Source organism: Enterococcus gallinarum NBRC 100675 (assembly GCF_001544275.1).
Taxonomy (GTDB): Bacteria; Bacillota; Bacilli; order Lactobacillales; family Enterococcaceae; genus Enterococcus_D; species Enterococcus_D gallinarum.
The window spans coordinates 1-23,405 of record NZ_BCQE01000003.1 but is presented as its reverse complement, the minus strand read 5'-3'; the positions used below and the strand labels follow the sequence as shown (position 1 = coordinate 23,405).

Below are 23,405 nucleotides of genomic sequence, written 5' to 3'. Positions count from 1 at the left end.
TTTTGTTTAGTGTAACATAATTGTTCTTGCCATAAAAAAAATTTTCCAAGTAAAATAATTTCACCTATGTAGAGTTGTTATCTTTTCTTGTTATATTCACATTCCCTGTGTTCTATGCTAGACTAAGGGTAACATCATTTTGATGTCATCTTAAGAGACAGTATAAAAACATAAAAAAACGATGATTTTTTGAATTTTTTAAAGGGTGCTTAATTGTTGAGACTTATTCCTTGCAACTTTTGGTAAAAGTGACTAATATGGGAAAGGAATCTTGAGAGGAGCGATGGGATGTATCAAGTAATAGTCATGTATGGTGATAACGAGCCATGGTGGTTTTTTGAAGGATGGCAGGCAGATATTCAAGAGGCGTTCACATTTGCATCTTTTGCGGAAGCACAGTCATTTTACGAAGAAAAATGGCACGAGATTCGGAAAGAGTATTCGTACATAAATGCAAAAACCAACTTTATGACGGCTTTTTGGAATGAAGACGAAGAACGCTGGTGTGAAGAATGCGACGATTATCTCCAACAATATATTGGGTTGGCACTACTTAAAGAATACCAACAAGTCGTCGATGAAAGCAGGAAAGATTTTTATGAAACAACTAATTCTAGCGGAAAAGCCAAGCGTTGCCAAAGACCTCAGCAAAGTATTGGGTTGTAATCAAAAAAATAAAAATTATTACGAAGGACCCAAGGTAATCGTTACTTGGGCCCTTGGTCATTTATTAGGTCTAAAAATGCCCGAAGATTTAAACAAAGAATGGGCCTCGTGGCAGATGGAAACATTACCGATGGTTCCCAAAACGATCGGGATCAAACCATTGCCTAAGACGGGGCATCAGTTGAAAGCAATCAAACAACTGGCACATCGCAAAGATGTGTCGGAAGTCGTGATCGCTACCGATGCAGGACGAGAAGGCGAGTTGGTGGCCCGATGGATCTTAGAGTGGGTCCGCTGTGACAAACCTGTCAAGCGGCTATGGATTTCCTCTCAGACCCCTAAGGCTATCAAAGAAGGGTTCTCAAAGTTGCAGCCGGCGAAGCAGTATGATAACTTGTATCATTCTGCCATTGCTCGGGCAAAAGCAGACTGGCTAGTCGGCTTGAATGTGACCCGTGCCTTAACAGTGAAATATCAGGATAATTTAAGCGCTGGCCGAGTTCAAACACCAACGCTTGCTTTGGTTCGCGCACAAGAGAAACAGATTGAAGGCTTCCGCCCCCAAACCTATTATGTCATCAACTTAGAAGTGGGCGACAGTAAAGCAAAGCGGCAACAAAGCAATCCTTATCAATTGAAAGACCGTAGCGAAGCCGAAGCACTGGTTCAAAAGATGAGTCAGCAAAATGGCCGTGTTGCGTCTATTGAAGAGAAGATCAAAACCGAAGCGGCTCCTTTACCCTATGATTTGACGGAGATTCAGCGAGAAGCCAATCAACGCTATGACTTTTCTGCCAAAAAAACGTTGTCATTGGTCCAAAGTTTGTATGAAACCCATAAAATCGTCACGTATCCGCGGACTGATTCAAAATACTTAACCAGTGACATGAAAGCAACGATGAAAGAACGGTTGCAAGCAGTGGCCGATTTTGCTCCTGAAGTCAAAAGCTATTTGAAAAATGGCGGTCAAGTTCAGCAGCAAGCTGTGTTCAATGATAAGAAAGTTACGGATCACCATGCCTTGTTGCCTACAGAGCAACGGGCACGTTATGAAAAATTGAGTAATGACGAACAGCGAATCTATCAAATGATCGTTGAACGTTTTTTGATGCTTTTTGCCAAACCGCATAAGAAGCAGCAGCAAAAAGTTACAGTCAAATTTGGTAATGAAGTGTTTGTCTTTACCCACAACACTGTGATCGAGGCAGGCTGGAAAAAGTCAAAAGAAGAAGCAACCACTGTTTCTTGGCAGGAACAAATGAGTGTCAAACCAGCATTCAGTATCCAAAAGGAACTAACGACGCCGCCGAAACCATTGAATGAAGGTACGCTCTTAGGCAAAATGGAAAAACATAGCTTAGGAACGCCTGCGACGAGAGCTGAGATCATTGAGAAGTTGATCAAGTCAGAGTTGATGGAGCGAACACCTAGCGGTTTACAAGTTTCGCCAAAAGGCAAGCAGCTGTTGGTGCTAGTCAACCCATCTTTAGTCACTCCAGAATTGACGGAGAAATGGGAAAAGGAATTAGAACTGATCGCTAAAGGAAAATACTCGGAACAAAAATTCCTGGCTCAAATTGAAAAAGATACCAAGCAATTGGTCAAAGAAATCAAGCAAAGCGAAAGTAAATACCAAGACTTTTCCTTAACGCAAAAACGATGTCCTGAATGCGGGGAACCATTAAGGGAAAAAAGTACCCGAGATGGCAAGATCTATGTTTGTTCAAGTCAAACCTGTAAGTATCGTCGCCGTAAAGATCCTAAAGTGTCTAACCATCGCTGTCCACAATGTCATCGAAAGATGGAGATCATTGAAGGAAAGAATGGTGCTTTCTTCCGTTGCAAGTTCGATGGGATCACCGAGAAAATGGCGGATAAGAAAGAGCGTAATAAAAAATTGACCAAACAGGAAGAACGCCGGTTGATGCAAAAGATCAATCAGGAAGAACCGCAAGAAAGTCCATTGGCTGCAGCATTAAAAGCGGCGATGGAGGGAAAAGAATGACGAACGGCTGAAGGCAAGACGCCAGTATTGGTTTTGTTCGTTCAACGATTTTGCTTCTTGCATTATTTGCTAGTCTAAAAAACCAGCCCAACCTTATTTATAAGGTTGGGCTGGTTTTTTTGAACTTCTGTCAATGGTGGATCTGACGATACTCTTTGGGTGAAATCTGTTCTTTTTTCTTGAATAGGAAAGAGAAGTAATTGGGATCATTGTAGCCAATATCAAAGGCGATCTCGGAAAGGCGCAAATTTGTTGTGATCAGTAATTTTTTTGCCAAAGAAAGCCGCTGTTCTGTGAGGTATTCAATGAATGTGGCATCGGTTGCTTGCGAAAAAATCGTACTGAAATGGGCGGGGCTCAAGTTGACTTTTTCTGCAACGACATTCAACGAAATATTTGGATCAGAAAAATTTTTGTCAATAAACTGTTTTGCCTGACTGATCACACTTTGATACTTTGCCATTGCCGGATTGATTTGCTGCTTGACTAAGTATGTAAGCAGTGCAGTCACTTTGTCTTGGTAGTTGTGTGGCTCACTGGTCAGTTGGGATAAATAGTCTAAATCCGCAGTTTGAGCTAGCAAGTCCTTTTGCTCTTTGCCTTCACGCTTTTTTACCAGTGCAATCAATTCCACCAGAACAAAAAAACGATACATTTGGGTTCTTTCTGCAGTTCCTTGAGCGGACATGATCTCATTGACTAAGTCATTGATCGCCTCTGGCTCAGTCTGGGAGATCCGTTCGGCAAGGTCGATTTTGAAAGGATTCGTAGGAGATAATTCTCCTTCTTTCATATCATCCTCATAGCTAATGATCTTTTCCTTGCGGATGCCGCCATAAGTTTTCAACATCCCGTTGGCTTTGTGATAGGAAGTTGGAATGTCCGAAAACCGCTCAACTACAGGTCCGATGGCAACTGCCACTTCCTCACTCGAGTCATGGGTTAGCGCTTGCGCCATTTGGTAGGCTTTTTCGAGTACAGCATCTTTGTTGAAATCAAAAAGCAGAAATTTGATGAAGCGACTGGAAATGCTGGAGAATAAGACTGTTTCATCGGAACCATAAGTAGAAGTCAACTGCTTACTGAAGCGGGTATAATCCGAAAAATTCTGATTGTATGGTGTCTTGGCCAACAAGACACAAAATTGTTTACCAGAAAAGGAACGCTTTAGCTCGGTCGCTTGCTGGAAAGCTTCTGAAATTGTGATTTTACTTGCGAAAAGAGTATTCAGAAAGAGATTCTTTCTAACCTCCATTCGCAGGAGTTCATCATCTTGTGAGAGATAGTGTTGTTCTTGGGACTGTTGGTCCAATGCAGCAATGACTTTAATCAATGTCTGTTCAAGGTCCTCATTTTTGATCGGTTTCAACAAATAGTCATCAGCTTGCAATTGTAGAGCTGTTTTTGCGTAATCAAAATCATCGAAGCCGCTAATAAAAATAATTCGAACACGCGGCAATAATTTTTTGGCCTCTTTGGCAAAGGTCAGTCCATCCATAAAAGGCATTTTGATGTCCGTCAAAATGATATCTGGACGAATGTCAAGAATCGATGCAAGTGCCAACTCGCCATCTGCCGCTTCATTACTATAAATAATGGGGTATTTTTCAGCTAGGGAAATAATCTGATGCCGCAAGTTATCACGGATCAGGTGTTCATCTTCAACAATGAAGACTTTGTACATTAGTGGGCTCCTCCTTTTTTAGGAACGATGATCGAAATCGTAGTTCCTTGTGATTCAATACTCGCGATCTCAAATTGTACGTCACTACCGTAATTTAGTAATAGACGACGATAAACATTATAAAGACCATACCCATTTTCTGGATCGGGATCTGTATTTTCTTTCAGATTGTGTTGGATGGCCATTAATCGTTCGTGGGAAATGCCAATACCGTTATCACGGACAGACATCTGGATTGTCTGTTCATATTCCTGAATCGTGATGGTGATTTTTCCTACTCGGCGTACAAACTTGGTGCCATGATAGACGGCATTTTCAACTAAAGGCTGTAGGATCATCTTTAAAACTAGTAGGTCTTGGGAAGTGGTCTGCTGGTTGATTTCATAGGTCAGCATCTCCCCATAACGAATCTTCAGGATCGTTAAATAGTCAGCAACATGGCGCAACTCTTTTGAAAGAGGGATCCAATCGTGCCCTTTGCTTAGTGAAATCCGAAAAAAATCGGAGAGGGCGTACGTCATTTCAGTTGCTTGTTCATATCGTTCTACTTCGATCAAAGAGACGATCGCATCCAAACTATTGTAAATAAAGTGAGGCGTGATCTGAGCTTGCAACACACGAACTTCACTTTGAGCCAAATGGTATTGTTTCAGAGCATTCTCTTCTAATAAACGGGTTAAATCATCCGCCATTTTATTCAAACTGCTCGTCAATGTGCGCAATTCCGGTGTATCAGGCAGGACTGCTCGAAAGCCGAGATGCCCTTGGGCAAGTTCATCAGATAATTCGACTAGACGATCCAATGGATTTTGGAGATTTTCGCGAACAAAGCGGCGATTTTTAGAAATAAAGTAAATGATCAAAAGAATCAAAAGCAATTGAAAAGCGATCAATAACAAGACAGATTGAATCAAATCTTGATTGGTTTGACTTGCCAAACTAATCTCTACACGAACAAATTCCTGCAGGATTTCTGATAATAATTCAATCACAGAATCCACTTGGACCATCACATATTGATTTTTTTCTAGTGGTTCATCGTTAGCAATATTTTCGATGAGCTTGTTTTGGTAGGTTTCTAATGAATCCAGTGTACGTAAGGCAACAGCCAACGTGTTTTTTTCTTTGGCTGTATTCGTATTTGTTTGGATATGGTCAAGATCTGCGCGCAATTCTTCAATGACGTTGTTGTCTTGAACATCCGCCACGCTCTTTTGGCCAAAGACAAGATCCCACATTTCTTCTAAAACAATTGCATCCACTTTACCCGAGAGCTGATTGGCTTCTTCAATATTGTTGATCGTATTTTGATAAATAAAAATTTGGCGGGAATAAAAGATACTACTAATTAATAAAGGGAGAAAAGCGACTAAGATCATCAATTTATTGGTTTGTTGGAAGATGCCCTTTATACTTGTCTTTTTCATGAATGGCTCCTTAATAATTTCGGGGAGGAATCTGGTCAAAATCCATATCACTTGAAAAAACTGTCTCGTGAACATAGATTTCTTTTGGAACTGCACTTCTGCCCCGACTTAAATAACGGGAAATAGCATTTTTAACGAAGATACCAGCATCGGGATTACATTCAACAACGCAATTAACGATGCCGTTTTTCAAATTGTCGATCATTTCTTTTTGAGCATCAATCGTAACGATAACAATGTCTTTTCCAGGGACGATATCTGTTTGTTTCAAGGCTTCTAATGCCCCGATAGTCATTTCATCGTTATGACTGAATAAAACATCGATGTCATCCATTTTTCCTTCTGCAATATATTGTTCGATCACTTCTTTGCCTTTTCTACGAATGAAGTCGCCATTCAAGGCATCAGTTACTTGAATAGTTACATTGTTTTTCGCATAATCTCGTTTGATGGTTTCTCGAAAGCCATCTGAACGTAGTTGCGTAGGGGATGTATCGCTGAGTCCGGTCAATTCCAGCACGTTGATCGTTTCATTTTCATGATGCTTGAAATAATTGCTGACATAAAGGCCAGCTCGATTGCCTTCCGCTTTGAAACTAGGACCGATATGTGTCAAAAATAAGGAAGGATCTGCCAGATCTACATGACGATCAACGATAAAAACAGGGATGCCTGCTTTGGCCGCCTCTTCGAGTATTGGTTCCCAACCATCTTCTTGTAATGGGGTAAAGACGATTGCATCTACTTGGTAAACGATAAAACTGCGGATATCTTGGATCTGTCTTTCTTGATTCATATAGCCATTTCGATAAAGTACTTCATACCCTTCTTTCTCTAACTCTGTCCGAATCGATTCAGTATGACGTTTGCGCCAACTGCTTTCTGTACCAGATTGCGAAAAGCCAATTACAATGCTCTCTTTAGCAGATTCATTGGTCCCCTCAGCTGGTCGTTGGCAGGCGCTAAGACTGGTCATAAGCAGGATCGAAAGGAAGATGTGTAACCATTTTTTATCCATAATTTCACCCCCGACCTCTATTTTACCAAAAAAAGGTAAGCGCTTTTCTTAATTTCAAGATTCCGAAAAAAAACAAGGTAATCGAAAGAAAATCAAGGTTTGAATTCCAATGTCCCAAGAAATCAAAGAAACTACCAAAAATAGTTAATGTAAGCGATTGCTGTTTTTTCTATACTTAGCCTGTAAGTAAAAGTATGGAGGGATCAATAAATGAAAAGCACAATGAAAAAAATCGTAGGTATCGCTTCAACCGTTCTCTTGGGAGGGATGTTGGCAGCTTGCGGAAACGGCTCAGATAGTGGTGGAGCCAGCAGCGGGGACAAAGGGTTTGTGGGAATCGCTATGCCTACAAAATCAGCAGAACGTTGGATTGCCGACGGAAACAATATGGTAGATGAACTGGAAAAGTTGGGCTACAAAACAGACTTGCAATATGGCGAAGATAAGGTTGAGAATCAGGTCGCCCAAATTGAAAATATGATCACTAAAGGCGTCGATACATTAGTGATTGCTTCTATTGATGGCTCCGCGCTTACCGATGTTCTCGAAAAGGCTCATAACGAGGACATCAAAGTGATTGCTTATGATCGGTTATTGATGAATTCGGAATACGTCGATTACTATGCAACCTTTGACAATTTCGGTGTGGGTGTTTTACAAGCTTCTTATATTGAAGACAAGCTAGGCCTGAAAGATGGAAAAGGACCCTTCAATATCGAATTGTTTGGTGGTTCACCGGATGATAACAATGCGTTGATCAATTACAATGGCGTGATGTCTGTTTTTCAACAGTATATTGATAGTGATCAATTAGTGGTTCCTTCGGGTCAGACGAATTTCAACCAAATTGCAACACTGCGCTGGGATGGTTCTACTGCACAGGCACGGATGGACAACTTATTGAGTGCCAATTATACCGATAAAACATTAGATGCCGTTCTTTCTCCTTATGATCCAATCAGTCTAGGAATCATCTCATCCCTAAAAGGTGTGGGGTATGGTTCTTCTGACAAACCATTACCTGTAATTACAGGACAAGATGCAACCATTGCTGGAGTTAAATCGATCATTGCTGGAGAACAAACGCAAACGATTTTCAAAGATACCCGAGTTCTAGCCAAAAACACGATCGAAATGATCGAAGCAATCGCCAATGATGAAGAGGTCCCAGTCAATGATACCGAAACTTATGACAATGGGGTCAAAGTGGTACCGACCTATCTATCTAATCCAGTATCTGTAGATAGCAGCAATTATAAAGAAGAGCTTGTGGACAGTGACTATTACACAGAAAAAGATCTGGGCTAGTTGTTGACAGAGGGGCTGTCAAAAGCGCAAAAAAGGTAAAAGAGCAGCTGAAAGGATAATGATCGGGGCAGATCAGCGGATACTCCAATGTTTTGCCCTGTTCTTACTTGTTTGTCAAAGAGCCGTTCCTCTTTTGAATGGATCATTTTATTTCTTCTGCAGAATCTCTGACTACATAAAAAGAAAAGGGTGAAAGGACATGGCAGATTATATTCTCGAAATGAAGAATATCGTCAAAGAATTTTCAGGTGTACGAGCATTAAGCAATGTAAATCTTTCGATCGAACGAGGTGAGATCCATGCGCTATGTGGTGAAAACGGCGCAGGAAAATCTACATTGATGAATGTGCTAAGCGGTTTGTATCCACATGGCACGTATGAAGGTGAAATATATTACGAAGGAGAGCTCTGTAAATTTAAAGATTTACGAGATAGCGAAGAAAAAGGGATCGTAATCATTCATCAAGAGCTGGCATTAAGTCCTTATTTATCCATCAAAGAGAATATTTTTTTAGGAAATGAACAAGCCAAAAATGGCATCATCGATTGGGATATCACAGAAAAGAAGACCGATAATTTATTAAAAACAGTTGGCTTGCGTCTTGATCCTAATACATTGGTTTCACAAATCGGCGTAGGGCAGCAGCAACTAGTAGAGATCGCCAAAGCATTTTCTAAATCAGTCCGATTATTGATTTTAGATGAACCAACAGCCGCTCTGAATGAAGAAGAAAGTGCCAATTTACTAGAATTGATCAAAGAATTTCGTAATCAAGGGATTACTTCAATCATTATTTCTCATAAGCTGAATGAAATAGTCAATGTCGCCGATCGCATCACGATTTTGCGCGATGGACAAACCATTGAAACGATGGCTGGCAATCAGATTTCTGAAGAGCGAATCATTCGGGGGATGGTTGGTCGTGACTTGACGAATCGCTATCCGGAACGACATCCCCAGATTGGTGATCCTTTTTTTGAAGTGAAGAATTGGACCGTTCATCATCCTATCGATACAAATCGAATCGTGAACGAAGACCTCAATTTGATGATCCGCAAAGGAGAAATCATCGGCATTGCTGGACTTATGGGCGCAGGACGAACAGAATTTGCGATGAGTGTCTTTGGGCATTCCTATGGCAGCAATATCACGGGCGAGGTCTATAAAGAAGGGCAACAAATCTCCGTAAAAGATGTTCCAGCTGCCGTTAGAAATGGGCTTGCGTATGTCTCAGAGGACCGTAAAGCATTAGGACTTAATCTATTGATGGACATTCGGGAGAACACAACGATTGCTAGTCTGAATAAAATCAGTCGCAACGGTGTTTTGGACAAAGAGAAAGAAGTAATTTTGGCAGAAGAATACCGCAAAAAAATGCGGACGAAAACCAATTCAATCTATCAAAATGTTGGCAGCCTTAGCGGCGGAAACCAGCAAAAAGTTGTTTTGGCTAAGTGGTTGATGACGGAACCGGATATTTTATTTTTAGATGAGCCAACACGAGGAATCGATGTTGGAGCAAAGTATGAAATTTATACGATCATTGAAGAAATGGCATCTGCGGGTAAAGCGATCTGTATCATTTCCTCCGAGCTGCCGGAACTTTTGGGCATGTGTGACCGGATCTATACGATGAATGAAGGGCGTTTTACAGGAGAAGTATTGCGGCAAGATGCGGATCAAGAACTGCTGATGAACTTGATGACATTAGAAGAGAGTGGGGTTTAGGATGGAAACAACGAATAAATTAAAAAAAGTGCAAAAACATTCTATCAAAGATAAAGCGTTAGAGATTTTTAGCAAATACAGCATGATCATTATCCTGGTCGTCTTATTGATTGCCTTTCAAGCAATGACAGATGGTATTTTCTGGCGACCATTGAACATCACCAATCTTGTTTTGCAAAATAGTCATATATTGGTTTTAGCTGCGGGGATGTTACTAGTTGTCTTGTTAGGACATGTCGATTTGTCTGTCGGATCTGTCATGGCGTTTGTTGGCGCAATCGCCGGCGTCTTGATGGTCAATAATGGTATGAGTCCCTGGGCGGCTGTGCCATTATGTGTACTCATTGGTGCGTTGATTGGCGCTTGGCAAGGTTTCTGGGTAGCTTATGTGGGGATTCCTGCTTTTATTGTTACGTTGTCTGGACTGTTGATGTTCCGTGGATTGACTCAAGTCGTTTTGGGAGGCCAATCTTTAGCACCATTTCCTACCTCGTTTCAAAAAATTTCAACAGGCTATTTACCTGATATTGTCAGCGGCGATCATATTCATCTCCTTTCAATGATTATCGGTGTCGGTATCACGGCACTATTGATTTTTGGCCAATGGCGAACCCGGGAACGCCGCAAGAAAAATTTGTTTGAAGTAGAGTCCACCAGTACCTTTTTGTTCAAAGCTCTTTTCATCGGCGTCGTTTTCATTGGAGCAACTTATGTGTTCGCTTCTTATCAGGGTTACCCGATCATCTTGATTTTATTAGGAGTCATCGTCGCAGCATATGGATTCTTAACAAATAAAACAGTTGCCGGACGTCAAATCTATGCAACTGGTGGAAATAGGAAAGCCGCTGAACTGTCAGGAATCAAAACGAAAAAAATCACTTTCTGGGTCTTTGTCAATATGGGCGCGATGGCGGCATTGGCAGGTTTGGTTCTGGCTGCCCGATTGAACGCTGCGACACCACAAGCGGGAACCTCTATGGAACTGGATGCCATGGCTGCCGTTTATTTTGGCGGTGCCTCAACTTCTGGCGGGATCGGAACGATCATGGGTGCGATCGTAGGCGGATTAGTGATGGGGGTACTGAATAATGGGATGTCGATTCTAGGTGTAGGGGTCGACTGGCAACAGGCAATCAAAGGATTGATCTTGCTGTTAGCAGTTGTCTTAGATATCTATAATAAGAAAAAGAAAATATCTTAGGAGGCTGTAAGTATGGGGACAGAAGCACAAAAGACGATCTTATTGATCTGTACAGCAGGCATCACAACAGGTCTATTAGTGAAAAACATGCAGCGAGCAGCGGATGAACAAGGAATAGCTGTCCATATTTATTCAGCACCAGCAATCATTGCTGAACAAATCATTCAAAATCAGACTGTTGATGCATTACTGATTGGACCACAATCGAAATATGAAATCAATCGCTTAAAAGATTTTTTGAACTATAAAGCAGTTCCGTATAAACTGATCACACCAGAAGATTACGAGCTTCTTGATGGTGAAGCGGTCTTAGCAGATAGTTTAACATTATTGCAGTTGAATTAGCTCTCGGCTATTCTGGTGTTGCAATCCTGAACGCAACCTCTGGGAACAAACTATGTGAAACAAACTAAACTATGTAATTTAGAGTAGTGGCTTGTCAATTCATTTGGCATCTACTACTCTATTTGCTGTAAAGACCAAAAGCAAAACAACTGCGGTTAGTGAGCCATCACCAATAAGAACACTTATCTGAATGGGTTCCAGTTTGTTGACAGTCAGTTGGAGAAAGGGGAAGTGCGATGAAAGTTGAAGAATTGACGGCGATACGTCCGAGTCATCGTCAACTACTATGGCAAGCACGGGAATTTTATGGCTTTATTCATTTTGGCTTAAATACCATGACGAATCGGGAATGGGGAAATGGGAGAGAATCCTTAGCACTATTTGACCCGCAAGCACTGGACTGTAAAGAGTGGGTCACGCTTTGCAAATGCAGCGGGATGAAAGGGATGATCTTAACCTGTAAGCATCATGACGGCTTCTGTTTATGGCCCAGCAACTATTCGCAGCAGACAGTCGCTTATACACCTTGGAAAAATGGCAAAGGAGATTTAGTCAAAGAATTGTCGGAGGCTTGTCAAGAAGCAGAGATGGCGTTTGGCATCTATCTTTCTCCGTGGGATCAGCACGCCGCAAGCTACGGCACCGGACAGGCCTATAACGAGGTGTATGTGGGTCAATTGACAGAATTATTGACGCAGTATGGTGAAATAGCAGAAGTGTGGCTTGATGGAGCCAATGGAGAAGGACCTAACGGAAAGCGGCAGTTTTATGACTGGCAAAGGTATTATCAACAGATTCGGCAATTACAGCCGGATGCTGTGATTGCCGTTTGCGGTCCAGATGTTCGCTGGATCGGAAATGAAGCCGGACACACAAGGCAGAATGAGTGGAGTGTCGTTCCTCGGGAGCTATTGGATGCCGAAAAGACGGCCGAAAAATCACAGCAAACAGACACAGCAGAATTCCGGACGACAATCTCAAGTATGGCAGAAGATTTAGGTAGCCGATCTGTATTGAAAAACTACGATTCCAGCAGAGATTTAGTCTGGTATCCAGCAGAGGTCAATCTATCAATCAGACCCGGCTGGTTTTATCATCCGGAAGAGGATACAGTGGTGAAAAGTGCCGAAACATTATTTTCTTTGTATCGGAAAGCGGTAGGAGGAAATGCGGTATTTTTATTAAATGTTCCGCCAATGCCCAATGGGGCGATCCACCTGAAAGATCAGCAGTCACTGATGCAATTAGGGCAATATCTACGGCCATTACAAACGGATCAGCCGTTGTACCAAGGACAAATCACAGCTTCTTCCCAAAAATCACCCTGGGATCAAGAAAGCCTACAAAAGGTTACCGCATCAAAGAAGACGTATTGGCAACCTGCGAACAACGATCATGAGCCGTGGATAACAGTGACTTTTGCACAACCAACACAAATCAATACAGTGATTTTACAAGAAGAAATCCGCGAGAGTCAGAGAATTGAAAAAGCAGTACTTTATTATGAAAAAGATGGCAAGGATTGCTTTTTAGCAGAATGCGGAACCGTCGGGTATAAGAAAATCATTGATGTCGACCCAATTACTACTAAAAGAATCAAAGTTGTTTTCTTGGCGTATCGCCAATACCCAACGATTAAAACTTTTTATGTACGCTTTCTTGAGAAGAGAGCTTCAAAATAGGCCCTTCACCTAAAGAGAATCCACCCAAAAACAGACAGCCGCAGGGCTGTCTGTTTTCAGGGGATACAAATAAGGAATAAAAGTGGATATTAGTTAATTGCGACTGTCTAGGGGGCAAACCAAGGACAGTGCAAGAAAACTACAAATTAAGGTAACGTGATCACATTCTCAGATGTTTTATCAAAGAAGTGGGCTTTGTTGATGTTGAAAGCAAGATCAATCACTTCACCTGGGCGATGGAAGTCACGAGCATCTACTTTAGAGATAAACTCAGTGGAACCAATCTTTGTATAAAGCATTGTTTCAGCACCAAGCAGTTCAGAAACGACTACTTCTGCACGGACAGTTGCTTCTGGTGAAGCTTCCAATGCGATTTGTTCGCTGTGGATATCTTCTGGACGGATACCAAAGACTAATTCCTTGCCTTCGTACCCTTTTTCGACAAGGACTTTGTTCTTGCCTTCAGGAATACGTAAGTTTAATCCATGACCATCTGAGATCATGCCGTTTTTCAAAGTAACTGTAAAGAAGTTCATAGCAGGTGAACCGATAAAGCCGGCAACAAACATATTTTTAGGTGAGTTGTACACTTCTTTCGGTGAACCGATTTGTTGAATAAATCCGTCTTTCATAATAACGATTCGGTCTGCCATTGTCATCGCTTCTGTTTGGTCATGGGTTACATAAATCGTAGTTGTTTCAAGACGTTGATGAAGTTTCGCAATCTCCGCACGCATTGCTACCCGCAATTTCGCATCTAAGTTTGACAAAGGTTCATCCATTAAGAAGACTTTGGCATCACGTACGATGGCACGACCCAAAGCTACCCGTTGACGTTGTCCACCAGATAGTGCGGCTGGTTTACGGTCTAGATATTCTGTCAATCCTAAGATCTCGGCAGCATTTTCTACCCGTTTTTTGATTTCTTCTTTATCGTATTTACGTAATTTCAATCCGAAAGCCATGTTGTTGAAAACTGTCATATGTGGATACAACGCATAGTTCTGGAATACCATGGCAATATCACGATCTTTTGGTGCGACATCGTTCATTACTTTGCCGCCGATGGATAATTCTCCTTCAGAAATATCTTCTAATCCAGCGATCATCCGCAGCGTTGTTGACTTTCCGCAACCGGAAGGTCCAACAAAAACAATAAACTCGCGATCAGAAATATCTAAATTAAAATCTGTTACAGAATAATTATCATTGTTGTCGTATTTTTTATGCACGTGTTTCAGAGCCATTTCTACCATTAGGATTACCTCTTTCCATTTAGTTTACACTTGTATCATAAATGAAAACGCTTTGATTCAGCAACGGAAATATGCACAAGAAAAAAAACGTTTTCTTGTGCAAGTTGTTCAATCGGCTGGATGAGCGAAATTTTTGATAAGAAAATAGCACAGCAACAGATCATCCATTTCCTTTAAGTTCAGATTAGTCATACTTTGGAATTTATCGATCTTATAAAGTAGTGTATTGCGATGCATGAAGAGTGACTTGGCTGTAGAACTGGCATTTCCTTGATTTTTCCACAGCGACTCGATCAAATGGATAAGATCGCTTTCCTGAAACCAATCTTGATAAAGTGTCCGAAATAATAGTTGATAGTTGGAACCGGCAGTACTCAATAAATGGATAAGAGATGTGGCCAGATCCAAACTTTTTAAATTGGTTTGTCGGGTCAATTGTTGCTGAAAAAGAGCCATTTCTTCTGTCAGCAGGAGTGTGAAATCATGGCTGGAGTGGTGAAACGGACCCACAAATAAATGCGAGTAACAGTCAAAATCCATATCTAAAGCAACAAACAGACCATCCAATTCATCTAAACGCAAGTTCTCACCAGCCCGTTGTTCAACGATCAACGCACTGTCTTCGGTGACAAAAAAGAGGTCGACGACATGGGGAAGCATTTGCTGGATCTCTTGCAGCCACTCAGTCTGCAATAAATCGATCCCACTCGTAAATTTCACTTGCAACAAGCGATAGTCACCGGTCTCATTTATCGGCTGATGTTCAAATAAAATCGGGTACCATGGTCGAAAACGGTTGTCGATTACCGGAAACAGTGCACCGCTGCCTAATTGCAGCATGATTCTTTCTTTTGCCGATAGATCAGCAGTAGGCAGCCAGATGAATTTCTGACCAAATGGAATCGATTCGATTCCTGGATCTGTTGATTTTGCTGGATGCAAAGCAGCGTTTGGGTAATTTTCTTTAATATCTTTAAAAGAGAAAATAGGAAGAACCTCCTTTGCTGTCGTTGTCATTTATTGTATAGCAATTCATCTTTTCTGAACAGTTGCAATTGATAGAATAGTGTAATTAGCAGAGGCTGCCACTGACTATTATATTTCTGCTTCAGGTAAAAAATTGATTTTTACAAAATTACATTGACAAGAAAGCGCATTCTAAATATACTATATGTACGGACAACTTTCGGAAGATGGGATTAATATGACGACAAAGTACGAACAACTTGCGGATGAATTACGGGAAAACATTCGTTTAGGAACCTATAAAGAAGGAATGACGATTCCTTCAGAGGCTGCATTACAAGAAGAATATCATTTGAGCCGACATACCGTGCGACAAGCGATTGCTTTGCTGGTAAACGAAGGCTATTTACGTAAGGAAAGAGGATCTGGTACGTACGTTTCAAAACCTGAGAATCTTCCGCAACGCAGCCATAAAACAATCGGCATCATCATGACTTATCTGTCGGATTATATCTTTCCTTCAATTATGCGCGGAGTCGAACAAACATTGCGGGAACAAGGCTATTCTTTGCTGTTGGGATCAACAAATAATGACCATGAACAAGAACGAGCTTGCCTTCAACAAATGATGAACCAAGGAGTAGATGGCTTGATCGTTGAACCGACGAAGAGCAGTCAATACAATCCCAATTTGGCCTACTACATGGCATTGAAAGAAGCAGGGATTCCGCTAGTGATGATCAATGCCTACTATGAAGAACTGGATCTGCCTCATATTTGTGTCAATGACACTCGCTCAGGCTATCTAGCCACGAATTATTTATTGGAACAGCAGCATCAACACTTGATGCTGATCACTAAAATTGATGATTTACAAGGGAAATATCGGATGAAAGGTTTTGTCAAAGCTTTGGAACAAGCAAAGAAAACATTTGCTGCTGAAGATGTCGTGACTTATACCACAGAAACCAAAGAGGCTGTCATTGCACAAGCGATTGACCGGTTGAACCAATCAAATGAGATCACTGGAATCGTCTGTTATAACGATGAAATTGCACATGGGTTGATCCAGCAATTAGAAGCCAATGGAAAGCGTGTACCAGAAGATTATTCAATTGTAGGAAATGATGATTCACCTTTAAGTACATTGACTTCACCAGGAATAACCACTCTGGCTCACCCAAAGGAAGAGATGGGGATTTTAGCGGCACAATGGGTCACATCAGGAACTACGTTGGAAGAAACGTTTTATTATGAGCCAGAATTGATTATTCGCGGCTCCGTCATGAGCCATTCGTGATTCATGTATATCTAAATTCAAAAGGAGAGAAGAGAAATGGAGCAGCAAATAAGTGCAGCGATTCAAGAAGGGCGCACAGCACTTGGAATCGAGTTAGGATCCACAAGAATCAAAGCTGTCTTGATCGATGAGCAATTTCAAACCATCGCAACCGGTAGTTATGAGTGGGAGAATCAGTTATTAGATGGTGTCTGGACCTATTCTTTGGCATCTGTCTGGCAAGGAATCCAAGAAAGCTATCAAGCATTAGCAGCTTCTGTTCAATCCCGATACGGGGAACCTTTGACGAGAATTGGTTCGATTGGTTTTTCCGCTATGATGCATGGGTATCTCGCTTTTGATGAGAATGATCAGTTATTGGTGCCTTTCCGCACCTGGCGCAATGCCAGCACAGAAGCAGCCGAAAAGGCTCTGACTGAATTGTTCCAATACAATATTCCGCAACGCTGGAGTATCGCTCATCTGTACCAAGCCATTTTGAATCAAGAAGCGCATATACCGGAAGTCGACTTTTTGACGACATTAGCGGGCTATGTTCACTGGCAGCTGACAGGAGAAAAAGTAATCGGTATTGGAGATGCCTCGGGAATGTTCCCAATCGACAGCCTACAAAAAGACTATGATCTACAGACGATGGCCCAGTTTGATGATCTGATCCTTCCAGAAAATTTACCTTGGCAGTTAGCAGATATTTTGCCCAAAGTCTTAGTGGCTGGTGAAGCAGCCGGCACTTTGTCGGCAGCAGGTGCTTTGCGGTTAGATCCAACAGGAACATTGTTGCCGGGCATTCCATTCTGTCCACCCGAAGGAGATGCGGGAACCGGAATGGTTGCGACGAATAGTGTTGCGCAAAGAAGTGGGAATGTCTCTGCCGGAACATCAGCTTTTGCCATGATCGTTCTTGAAAGCGGTCTCTCTAAAGTCTATCCAGAAATTGATCTGGTAACAACGCCAGCAGGAGATTTAGTCGGCATGGTCCATACGAATAATTGTACTTCGGAGATCAATGCATGGGTCAAAGTTTTTCGGGAATTTGTAGAAGCAGCAGGGTTCGAAATGAGCACAGAAGCTCTGTTTACGACATTGTTCAACCAAGCACTGAAAGGGGATCCTGACTGTGGTGGGTTGTTGTCTTATGGGTATTACTCAGGAGAGAATATTACAAAAATAGCAGCTGGTAGACCGCTGTTTGTTCGCTCCCCAGAAAGCCGTTTTACTTTAGCAAACTTTATGCGGCTCCATTTGTTTAGTGCGTTTGGTGCGATGAAGATCGGGATGGATATCCTAACTAAAGAACATGTTAAGATCGACCGAATCGTGGGACACGGCGGGATTTTCAAGACTCCGACTGTTGCGCAGCGGGTGTTGGCTGCTGCGATGGAAGCACCAGTGACGGTGATGGAAACGGCAGGAGAAGGTGGCGCTTGGGGCATCGCTTTACTGGCAGCTTTTATGAAAAAAAAATCGGTAGAAGAAACACTTACAGTCTTTTTATCCAGAGTTTTCCAAGGGAAAGAAGGGACAACTTTAGCGCCATTACCTGAGGATATAGTTGGTTTTACTGAGTTTGTTAAGCGCTACCAACATGGCCTGCCAATTGAGCAAGCAGCGATCGATGGATTGATTTAAAACAAAAATAGAGGTGAGTCATTTGTTAGAACAATTGAAAGAAGCCGTCTTCCAAGCCAATTTAGCTCTGCCAAAACAGGGCTTGATCAAATACACTTGGGGCAATGTGTCTGCCGTTGACCGCAGCCAGCAGCTATTTGTGATCAAACCTAGTGGGGTTGATTATGAAACGATGCAAGCTAGTGATATGGTAGTCTGCGATTTTGAGGGGAACGTTGTTGAAGGAAAGATGAATCCTTCTTCTGATACCCCTACTCACGCTGTATTGTATCGAGCGTTTCCAGAAATTGGCGGCATCGTCCATACCCACTCCACTTGGGCAACAAGTTGGGCACAGGCAGGAGTTGATTTGCCGGCAATGGGCACGACCCACGCTGACACCTTTTATGGCAGTGTCCCTTGTGCGCGCTTTTTGACACAGAAAGAAATTGACCGTGGTTATGAAGCAGAGACTGGAAACGTGATTGTTGAAACTTTCCAGGAACGCGGTATCCAACCTTTAGAGATTCCCGGCGTCTTGCTGCAGGGGCATGGTCCATTCACTTGGGGCAAAGATGCTCAAAGTGCAGTCATGAACGCAGTCGTTTTAGAAGAAGTAGCAAAGATGAACGTTGTGACGCGTCAGATCAATAGTTATGCACCGGAACTGCCGCAGCGCATCCTTGACAAGCATTATCTACGAAAACATGGCAAAGATGCCTACTATGGGCAAAAATAATCAAGAAGGAGCAGACAATATGTTAGCAATCAGTAAAAAAGAATTTTGGTTCGTTGTAGGATCTCAGCACTTATATGGGGAAGAAGCCTTGCAAGAAGTCCGCGATCATGCATCTGAAATGGTCGAACGTTTGAATGACAGTGGAAATCTGCCGTATCCAGTCGTTTTACAAGAATTGGCAGTCACTGCGGACACGATTACAAAGATCATGAAGGAAGTCAATTATCGGGATGAAGTAGCTGGTGTCATTACTTGGATGCATACCTTCTCCCCAGCAAAAATGTGGATTCGGGGAACGAAACTGCTGCAAAAACCATTGCTTCATTTGGCAACCCAATACAATGAGCGCATTCCTTGGGAAACCATCGATATGGACTTTATGAATTTGAATCAGGCAGCCCATGGGGATCGCGAATATGGTTTTATCAATGCGCGTTTGCAGAAACAAAACAAAATCGTTGTCGGTTATTGGAAAAAAGAGACGGTCCAAAAAGAAATCGCAGCTTGGATGGATGTGGCGGTTGCTTACAATGAAAGTTTTGCTATCAAAGTCGCTCGTTTCGGCGACAATATGCGTAATGTTGGGGTGACAGAAGGGGACAAAGTCGAAGCACAAATCCAATTTGGTTGGACCGTGGATTACTTTGGCATTGGTGATCTTGTTCAAGTAATCGATGCTGTGACCGATGAAGAGATCAATGACTTGTTTGAAGAATACCGTAATTTGTATGAGTTTGATCAGGGAGATTACGATGCCGCAATCTGGGAAGCGCATGTGAAAGTACAGGCCAAACAAGAAATCGGCATCCGCCGTTTCTTAGAAGCAGGAGGCTATAGTGCGTTTACGACCAACTTTGAAGATCTTTATGGCATGCAACAGCTACCAGGATTAGCTGTACAGCGACTCATGGCGGAAGGATACGGATTTGCTGGTGAAGGCGACTGGAAGACAGCAGCCATCGATCGTCTTATGAAGATCATGGCACATAATAAAGCAACCGGCTTTATGGAAGACTACACCTATGAGTTGACCGAAGGCAAAGAAGCCATCTTGCAGTCGCATATGATGGAAGTGGATCCAGTATTGGCTGTCAATAAACCAAAAATCGTCGTTTCGCCGCTATCGATGGGGGATCGAGAAGACCCAGCACGATTAGTCTTTGACGGACAAGGCGGCGCAGGAGTAGTTGTATCTATGGCCGACTTTGGGACTCACTATAAATTATTGATCAATGAAGTCGATGCTTTTGAGCCAACAGAAGCCGCACCTAAATTGCCGGTGGCTCGCGTGATGTGGACGCCCCGTCCCGACTTTCATCAAGGGGTCAAACAATGGATCGAAACAGGTGGCGGACATCATACGGTTGTTTCATTAGCTTTGACGTCAGATCAAATCGAAACGTGGGCAAAACTCGTTGGTTTGGACTATGTGACGATCAAGTAGCTATTAATAAAATAGACAAAACAACAGAAAAGAGCCAGCACTGACAAGACCAAACCCTCTCAAACTTACCATGTTGGGAGAAACTATGGTCTTGTTTTTTCTTGTGCTGAGGCAGACAAACCATAAGAGAGATACAAGACGTACAATCAGCAAAATTGACTTTTAAAATCGAGACGCATAGACTTTTAATTAAGAGAAAGCAAGGAGGAGTAGTATGGAGACAACATTTGATACCCAAGAGTATTTTGACAAAATGAATGCTTGGTGGCGGGCAGCGAACTATCTTTCTGTCGGACAAATCTATTTGAAAGACAATCCACTGTTACGACGGCCCATTGAAGAAAAAGATCTGAAAGTCAATCCGATTGGACATTGGGGCACCATTGCTGGTCAGAATTTTATCTACACCCACTTGAATCGTGTCATCAATAAATATGATTTAAATATGTTCTACATTGAAGGACCTGGTCATGGGGGGCAAGTGATGGTTTCGAATGCCTATCTAGATGGCAGTTATACGGAAATCTATCCAGAAGTAACCCAAGATGAAGCCGGGATGCAGCATCTTTTCAAAATTTTTTCCTTCCCAGGAGGAATTGCTTCCCATGCGGCACCAGAAACACCAGGATCGATCCATGAAGGGGGCGAACTAGGTTATTCCATCACGCATGGAACAGGGGCTGTCCTTGATAATCCTGATGTGATCGCTGCTGTGGTGGTTGGAGATGGCGAAGCTGAAACCGGTCCGTTAGCGGGCAGCTGGTTTTCTAATACATTTATCAATCCGGTAAATGATGGGGCTGTTCTGCCGATCTTACATCTGAACGGTGCTAAAATCTCTAATCCAACGATTCTGGCTCGCAAATCTGATGAAGACCTAACCAAGTATTTTGAAGGAATGGGTTGGACCCCTTATTTTGTTGAGGGAGATGATCCCGCTACTGTTCATCCGCAAATGGCAAAAACATTGGACCGCGCCGTTGAGCAGATCAAAGCGATTCAAACCAAAGCCCGTCAAGGAAAAGCGGATGAAGCAGTCATGCCCCGCTGGCCTGTTCTGATCGTGCGCACACCTAAAGGCTGGACAGGACCAAAAGTTTGGGAGGGAGAGCCGATTGAAGGTGGTTTTCGCGCCCATCAAGTACCTATCCCAGTCAATGCGCATCAGATGGAGCACGTGGATGCACTAACCGATTGGCTGAAATCGTATAAGCCAGAAGAACTCTTTGATGAATCTGGCCGCATCAAGGCGGAGATTCAAGAACTCGCGCCGAAAGGACAGCAACGGATGGCAATGAATCCCATCACTAACGGGGGAATCGATCCTCAACCGTTGAAAATCACCGACTGGCGGCAGCATGCGATCGATATTGGTGTTCCTGGCTCAACCACTGCTCAAGACATGATGGAGTTCGGAAAGTTTGCTCGGGATTTGATTGTTGAAAACCCGACTAATTTTAGAATCTTTGGTCCGGATGAAGCCAAATCCAATCGTTTGAACCATGTTTTTGAAGTGACAAATCGCCAATGGTTAGAACCAAAACAGCCAAACTATGATGAATGGCTAAGTGCTACCGGACGGGTGATTGATTCCCAATTATCGGAGCATCAAGCAGAAGGCTTCCTAGAAGGCTACATCTTAACTGGGCGTCATGGCTTTTTTGCTAGCTATGAATCTTTCTTGCGCGTGGTTGATTCCATGATCACTCAGCACTTTAAGTGGACGCGTAAATCGAAAGAACTGCCTTGGCGCCATGCCTATCCGTCATTGAATTTGATTGCTTCTTCAACCGTATTCCAGCAAGACCATAATGGGTATACCCATCAAGACCCAGGGATCATGACACATATCGCTGAGAAAAAAGCGGAATTCGTACGGGTCTATCTACCAGCAGATGCCAATAGCTTGATGGCTGTAATGGCAGAAACGTTCCAAACTGAAGAACAGATCAATCTGATTGTTTCTTCGAAGCATCCTCGCCCGCAGTTTTATACGGCAGAAGAAGCGGAGATATTGGTAAAAGACGGCTTGAAGATCATTGATTGGGCTTCAACAGACCAAGGAGAACCTGATTTGGTGATCGCTGCAGCAGGGACAGAGCCAAACTTAGAAGCTCTCGCTGCTGTAAGCCTACTGAATGAGGCATTTCCAGAGTTGAAAATTCGCTTTATCAATGTTGTTGATTTATTGAAACTACGTCATCCGGATGTCGATCCTCGTGGATTGACAGATGAAGCATTTGAGGCTTACTTTACTAAGGACAAGCCAATCATTTTTGCTTTCCATGGCTATGAAGGACTGATTAGGGACATTTTCTTCGGCCGCAAGAATCAGCGTCTGCATATTCATGGCTATCGTGAAAATGGCGATATCACCACACCATTTGACATGCGGATCTTGTCTGAACTTGATCGCTTCCATTTAGCGAAAGACGGCGCTGAATGGGTCTATGGCGAACAAGCTGCCGACTTTGCGCAACGAATGACAGAGACGGTTACCTATCACCATGACTTTATCCGTGAGAATGGCTACGACATTGCTGAAGTCCAAGATTGGCAATGGAAACCATTGAAATAGAAGACGAATCAAACAAAAAACTGTCCAGCAACGATCAAGAGATCTGTTGTTGGACAGTTTTTTTAAACAGAAGTCAAAATGCGATAAATTCCAATGAAGAAAGCTTTGATGCCTCGAAAGAAGCGGTTCTTATCGGTCAATTCATGATAGACTTCGGCGATTGTGCGACGGGTCAATAAATAGAAGAAAAACCCAATCAAAAATGTAAAAAGGAAAAAGAAAAACAACAGTCGCATAAATCATCACCTAAATTCTTACTCATTATTTCTTTATCTTAACAAAAAAAGCAACGATAGACGAAATAATATGATTTGGATAGTGAGATGGATTAAGTAAGACCACAAAGCAAATCACTTATTTCTCCATTTAGCGAAAATACTGATTTAACCATTGTTTTGATACATAGTAAGATACTCAGAGAGTACTTATTCATTTTGAAGTCTCAAAAA

Annotated in this window: 18 protein-coding genes; 12 read left to right on the top strand and 6 right to left on the bottom strand. The window is 42.4% G+C overall.

The genetic code is table 11. The annotated features are described in order from the left end of the window. Positions 1-288: 288 nt before the first annotated feature. Positions 289-666, top strand: coding sequence for a DUF1033 family protein (locus EG2_RS01530; protein ID WP_003128166.1), 378 nt, complete (start codon positions 289-291; stop codon positions 664-666). Continuing rightward, positions 599-2,671, top strand: a complete 2,073-nt coding sequence (locus tag EG2_RS01525; protein WP_060813210.1) for a DNA topoisomerase III — start codon at positions 599-601, stop codon at positions 2,669-2,671. Before EG2_RS01530 ends, EG2_RS01525 begins: the two co-directional genes overlap by 68 nt. 130 nt (positions 2,672-2,801) lie before the next feature. Here EG2_RS01525 and EG2_RS01520 read toward each other — a convergent pair whose 3' ends face one another. From EG2_RS01520 to EG2_RS01510, 3 genes are read right to left on the bottom strand one after another with little or no spacing between them, the layout of a single operon-like run. Beyond that, on the bottom strand, positions 2,802-4,355 hold the full coding sequence (locus EG2_RS01520; RefSeq protein WP_060813209.1) for a response regulator: 1,554 nt from the start codon (positions 4,353-4,355) through the stop codon (positions 2,802-2,804). Continuing rightward, entirely contained in the window at positions 4,355-5,782 is a 1,428-nt protein-coding gene (locus EG2_RS01515; RefSeq protein WP_060813208.1) for a sensor histidine kinase, read from the bottom strand. The genes EG2_RS01520 and EG2_RS01515 overlap by 1 nt, the downstream gene beginning before the upstream one ends. A 10-nt stretch (positions 5,783-5,792) precedes the next feature. Continuing rightward, positions 5,793-6,758, bottom strand: a complete 966-nt coding sequence (locus EG2_RS01510; RefSeq protein ID WP_172461437.1) for an ABC transporter substrate-binding protein — start codon at positions 6,756-6,758, stop codon at positions 5,793-5,795. Positions 6,759-7,010: 252 nt separating this feature from the next. Between EG2_RS01510 and chvE the strand changes: the two genes are divergently transcribed. The 5 genes from chvE to EG2_RS01485 all read left to right on the top strand — a co-directional run bounded on the left by chvE (position 7,011) and on the right by EG2_RS01485 (position 13,065). After that, entirely contained in the window at positions 7,011-8,108 is a 1,098-nt protein-coding gene (gene chvE, locus EG2_RS01505) for a multiple monosaccharide ABC transporter substrate-binding protein (RefSeq protein ID WP_060813206.1), read from the top strand. 199 nt (positions 8,109-8,307) lie between these two features. After that, positions 8,308-9,837 carry a multiple monosaccharide ABC transporter ATP-binding protein gene (mmsA, locus tag EG2_RS01500; RefSeq protein WP_060813205.1) on the top strand — a complete coding sequence of 510 codons (1,530 nt, stop codon included), beginning with the start codon at positions 8,308-8,310 and terminating at the stop codon, positions 9,835-9,837. Position 9,838: 1 nt separating this feature from the next. Further along, positions 9,839-11,038: a multiple monosaccharide ABC transporter permease gene (gene mmsB / locus EG2_RS01495; protein WP_060813204.1), complete on the top strand. Its 1,200-nt coding sequence runs from the start codon at positions 9,839-9,841 to the stop codon at positions 11,036-11,038. Positions 11,039-11,050: 12 nt separating this feature from the next. Continuing rightward, a complete protein-coding gene (locus EG2_RS01490) occupies positions 11,051-11,383 on the top strand; it encodes a PTS sugar transporter subunit IIB (RefSeq protein WP_060813203.1) in 333 nt (110 codons plus the stop codon). A 236-nt stretch (positions 11,384-11,619) separates the two neighbouring features. Continuing rightward, positions 11,620-13,065 (top strand): alpha-L-fucosidase, encoded by a 1,446-nt coding sequence (locus tag EG2_RS01485; RefSeq protein ID WP_060813202.1) that lies wholly within the window; start codon positions 11,620-11,622, stop codon positions 13,063-13,065. Positions 13,066-13,211: 146 nt separating this feature from the next. On the opposite strand, the gene EG2_RS01480 is transcribed toward EG2_RS01485, so the two are convergent. Further along, a complete protein-coding gene (locus tag EG2_RS01480; protein ID WP_060813201.1) occupies positions 13,212-14,321 on the bottom strand; it encodes an ABC transporter ATP-binding protein in 1,110 nt (369 codons plus the stop codon). Between the two features lie 108 nt (positions 14,322-14,429). Further along, positions 14,430-15,338, bottom strand: a complete 909-nt coding sequence (locus tag EG2_RS01475; protein WP_071870097.1) for a helix-turn-helix domain-containing protein — start codon at positions 15,336-15,338, stop codon at positions 14,430-14,432. Between the two features lie 154 nt (positions 15,339-15,492). Between EG2_RS01475 and EG2_RS01470 the strand changes: the two genes are divergently transcribed. From EG2_RS01470 to EG2_RS01450, 5 genes are all read left to right on the top strand, one after another. Beyond that, positions 15,493-16,587, top strand: a complete 1,095-nt coding sequence (locus tag EG2_RS01470) for a GntR family transcriptional regulator (protein ID WP_060813200.1) — start codon at positions 15,493-15,495, stop codon at positions 16,585-16,587. Between the two features lie 36 nt (positions 16,588-16,623). Further along, positions 16,624-18,216: a xylulokinase gene (locus tag EG2_RS01465; RefSeq protein ID WP_060813199.1), complete on the top strand. Its 1,593-nt coding sequence runs from the start codon at positions 16,624-16,626 to the stop codon at positions 18,214-18,216. A gap of 22 nt (positions 18,217-18,238) precedes the next feature. Next, entirely contained in the window at positions 18,239-18,934 is a 696-nt protein-coding gene (locus EG2_RS01460; protein ID WP_060813198.1) for an L-ribulose-5-phosphate 4-epimerase, read from the top strand. Positions 18,935-18,953: 19 nt separating this feature from the next. Continuing rightward, complete coding sequence (gene araA / locus EG2_RS01455) at positions 18,954-20,378, top strand: L-arabinose isomerase (protein ID WP_060813274.1); 1,425 nt, start codon at positions 18,954-18,956, stop codon at positions 20,376-20,378. A gap of 214 nt (positions 20,379-20,592) precedes the next feature. Continuing rightward, the gene (locus EG2_RS01450; RefSeq protein ID WP_060813197.1) at positions 20,593-22,956 is read left to right on the top strand and encodes a phosphoketolase family protein; all 2,364 of its coding nucleotides are present in this window, start codon (positions 20,593-20,595) and stop codon (positions 22,954-22,956) included. A gap of 62 nt (positions 22,957-23,018) precedes the next feature. On the opposite strand, the gene EG2_RS19095 is transcribed toward EG2_RS01450, so the two are convergent. Continuing rightward, positions 23,019-23,192, bottom strand: coding sequence for a hypothetical protein (locus EG2_RS19095; RefSeq protein WP_169793121.1), 174 nt, complete (start codon positions 23,190-23,192; stop codon positions 23,019-23,021). Positions 23,193-23,405 lie beyond the last annotated feature (213 nt).

Bases quoted from the DNA above. Each gene is read 5' to 3' on its own strand.
- EG2_RS01530 (WP_003128166.1), top strand. From the start codon at position 289: ATGTATCAAGTAATAGTCATGTATGGTGATAACGAGCCATGGTGGTTT.
- EG2_RS01525 (WP_060813210.1), top strand. From the start codon at position 599: ATGAAACAACTAATTCTAGCGGAAAAGCCAAGCGTTGCCAAAGACCTC.
- EG2_RS01520 (WP_060813209.1), bottom strand. From the start codon at position 4,355: ATGTACAAAGTCTTCATTGTTGAAGATGAACACCTGATCCGTGATAAC.
- EG2_RS01515 (WP_060813208.1), bottom strand. From the start codon at position 5,782: ATGAAAAAGACAAGTATAAAGGGCATCTTCCAACAAACCAATAAATTG.
- EG2_RS01510 (WP_172461437.1), bottom strand. From the start codon at position 6,758: ATGACCAGTCTTAGCGCCTGCCAACGACCAGCTGAGGGGACCAATGAA.
- chvE (WP_060813206.1), top strand. From the start codon at position 7,011: ATGAAAAGCACAATGAAAAAAATCGTAGGTATCGCTTCAACCGTTCTC.
- mmsA (WP_060813205.1), top strand. From the start codon at position 8,308: ATGGCAGATTATATTCTCGAAATGAAGAATATCGTCAAAGAATTTTCA.
- mmsB (WP_060813204.1), top strand. From the start codon at position 9,839: ATGGAAACAACGAATAAATTAAAAAAAGTGCAAAAACATTCTATCAAA.
- EG2_RS01490 (WP_060813203.1), top strand. From the start codon at position 11,051: ATGGGGACAGAAGCACAAAAGACGATCTTATTGATCTGTACAGCAGGC.
- EG2_RS01485 (WP_060813202.1), top strand. From the start codon at position 11,620: ATGAAAGTTGAAGAATTGACGGCGATACGTCCGAGTCATCGTCAACTA.
- EG2_RS01480 (WP_060813201.1), bottom strand. From the start codon at position 14,321: ATGGTAGAAATGGCTCTGAAACACGTGCATAAAAAATACGACAACAAT.
- EG2_RS01475 (WP_071870097.1), bottom strand. From the start codon at position 15,338: ATGACAACGACAGCAAAGGAGGTTCTTCCTATTTTCTCTTTTAAAGAT.
- EG2_RS01470 (WP_060813200.1), top strand. From the start codon at position 15,493: ATGTACGGACAACTTTCGGAAGATGGGATTAATATGACGACAAAGTAC.
- EG2_RS01465 (WP_060813199.1), top strand. From the start codon at position 16,624: ATGGAGCAGCAAATAAGTGCAGCGATTCAAGAAGGGCGCACAGCACTT.
- araA (WP_060813274.1), top strand. From the start codon at position 18,954: ATGTTAGCAATCAGTAAAAAAGAATTTTGGTTCGTTGTAGGATCTCAG.
- EG2_RS01450 (WP_060813197.1), top strand. From the start codon at position 20,593: ATGGAGACAACATTTGATACCCAAGAGTATTTTGACAAAATGAATGCT.
- EG2_RS19095 (WP_169793121.1), bottom strand. From the start codon at position 23,192: ATGCGACTGTTGTTTTTCTTTTTCCTTTTTACATTTTTGATTGGGTTT.